This is a genomic window from Citrobacter sp. wls613 (assembly GCF_005281195.1).
Classification (GTDB): Bacteria; Pseudomonadota; Gammaproteobacteria; order Enterobacterales; family Enterobacteriaceae; genus Citrobacter; species Citrobacter gillenii.
On sequence record NZ_SZXN01000019.1, the window covers coordinates 11,448 to 13,642 of the forward strand.

The 2,195-nt window shown below is 66.0% G+C and carries 1 protein-coding gene; it reads left to right on the forward strand.

Annotation, left to right across the window (positions count from 1 at the left end; translation table 11 throughout):
• The coding region (locus tag FDX01_RS23325; protein WP_249360853.1) for an Ig-like domain-containing protein at positions 1-2,195 on the forward strand (2,195 nt) is incomplete at both ends.

Below are 2,195 nucleotides of genomic sequence, written 5' to 3' on the forward strand. Positions count from 1 at the left end.
ACGCTCGCCATCACCGTCACCCCGGTAGCGGACGTGAAAGATGACAGCGCCACCACCCACGCAGGCGTGCCGGTGACGATTGATGCGATCGGCAACGACCGCTTCGTTAACCCGGACCAGGCCATTACCGGCGTGACCCAGGGCGCGCACGGCTCCGTCGCTATTGAAAACGGGCAGCTGGTTTATACGCCAAACGCGGGCTACGTCGGCCAGGACACCTTCACCTATACCGTCACCAGCGGCGGCGTCACCGAAACCGCCGCCGTGAGCGTCGTGATGACCAATACCGTGCCGGTGGCCGACGGTGAAATCGTCACCACGCCGGAAGACACCGCTATTGGCGGCGAACTGCTGACCAACGACCGCGACCCGGACGGCGACCCGCTGCACATTGCGGGCTTTACCGTCGGCGGCCAGACTGCTCAGCCGGGCGACACCGTCCAGCTGGCGGGCGTCGGCGCGCTGACCGTTAACCGCGACGGCAGCTACCGCTTCACGCCAGTCGCCGACTGGAACGGCACGGCGCCGGTGGTGACCTATACGGTCAGCGACGGCAACGACGGCGGCACCGCTACCGCGTTGCTCGTTATCACCGTTACGCCGGTCGTGGATGTGAAAGATGACCGCGCCACCACCCATGCAGGCGACCCGGTCACCGTTGACGCGCTCGGCAACGACAGCTTCAGTAACGCCGACCGCGCTATTACCGGCGTCACCAACGGCGCGCACGGCACGGTGACCATTGAAAACGGCAAGGTGGTCTACCAGCCGAATACGGGTTATGTCGGCCAGGATACCTTCACCTATACCGTCACCAGCGGCGGCGTCACCGAAACCGCCCAGGTCACGCTTGAGGTCACCAACACCCCGCCGGTCGCGGTGGCGGATAAAGCGAGCACCCTGCCGGAAACGCCGGTCAGCGGCAATCTGCTGACCAACGACCGCGACGCGGACAGCGACCCGCTGCACGTGGCGGAGATCACCGTCGGCGGCGCGACCTACGCGCCGGGGGACATCATTACGATCCCGGGCCAGGGCACGCTGGTGGTTAACCGCGACGGCAGCTATCTGTTTACCCCGGCAAGCGGCTGGTCCGGCTTTACGCCAGTGTTGAACTACACCCTGAGCGACGGCAACGACGGCGGCACCGCCACGGGCGAACTGCGCCTGCTGGTGAACCCCGTAGCCGAGGCGTGGGTGAAAGAGGCAGGTCTGGTCGATACGGCCAGCGGCGCGCAAACCACCACGGGCGCGATGGCCGTACTGTCGCTGGAGCCGGTGGAAAGCCTGACCATTGGCGGCCAGACCCTGACGCTTGCGCAGCTCCAGGCGCTGAGCGCCCAGGCGCCAGTGGATATCGCAACGCCGGACGGCGTGCTGTCGCTCACCGGTTTCCAGGTGGACGGCGAAGGCCGCGCGACGCTGCAATACCGCTTCACGCTGACCCAGGCGGTTAACCAGCCGGGCGAATCCACCACCCGCGAAGAGATTCGGTTCTCCGTCAACGGCCAGCAGACCCGCGCGCCGGGCCTGCTGCGCGTCAATATTCTCAACGACGCGCCGGTCGCGGCAGCGGACGACAACAGCATCGACCAGGATCGCGGCCAGCAGGCGGCGTCGGGCAACGTCTTTAGCAACGACGCTATCGGCGCAGACGGCGCCGCGGCGGGCGGCCCGGTGAGCGCGATTTCCTCCGTGAACCTCAACCGCGCGGGCGCGGTCGGCGGCGTAAGCCTGGGCGAGTTCGGCGCCCTGACGCTCGACGCCCGCGGCAACTACAGCTATGTGCTGAACCGCAGCAACAGCCGCGTGGCGTCGCTGGACGCCAACGCCACCCTGAGCGAGGTGTTCACTTACACCATTACCGACGCCGACGGCAATACCAGCCAGGCGCAGCTGACCATCGTTATTCACGGCGTGACGCCGCCGCAGTCGGTACGCACAGGCGATCAGCACTTCCCGAGCTACTACACCAACTACGAGCTGTCGCTCGATCAGCCGTATTCGCCGGGTCTGTTTATCCTGCCCGCCATCTACGGCGTGTACAGCGACCAGTTCTCTCGCGAGGTGGAGCTGAACCGCAAAATTACCGAGCTGGGCCGCGGCATGAATGACAACGGCACGCCGGTGCTGGAAGACGGCATTCTCTTTACCCGCTGGGTAAACACCACGCTGCAACGCAGCGTGGTGAACAC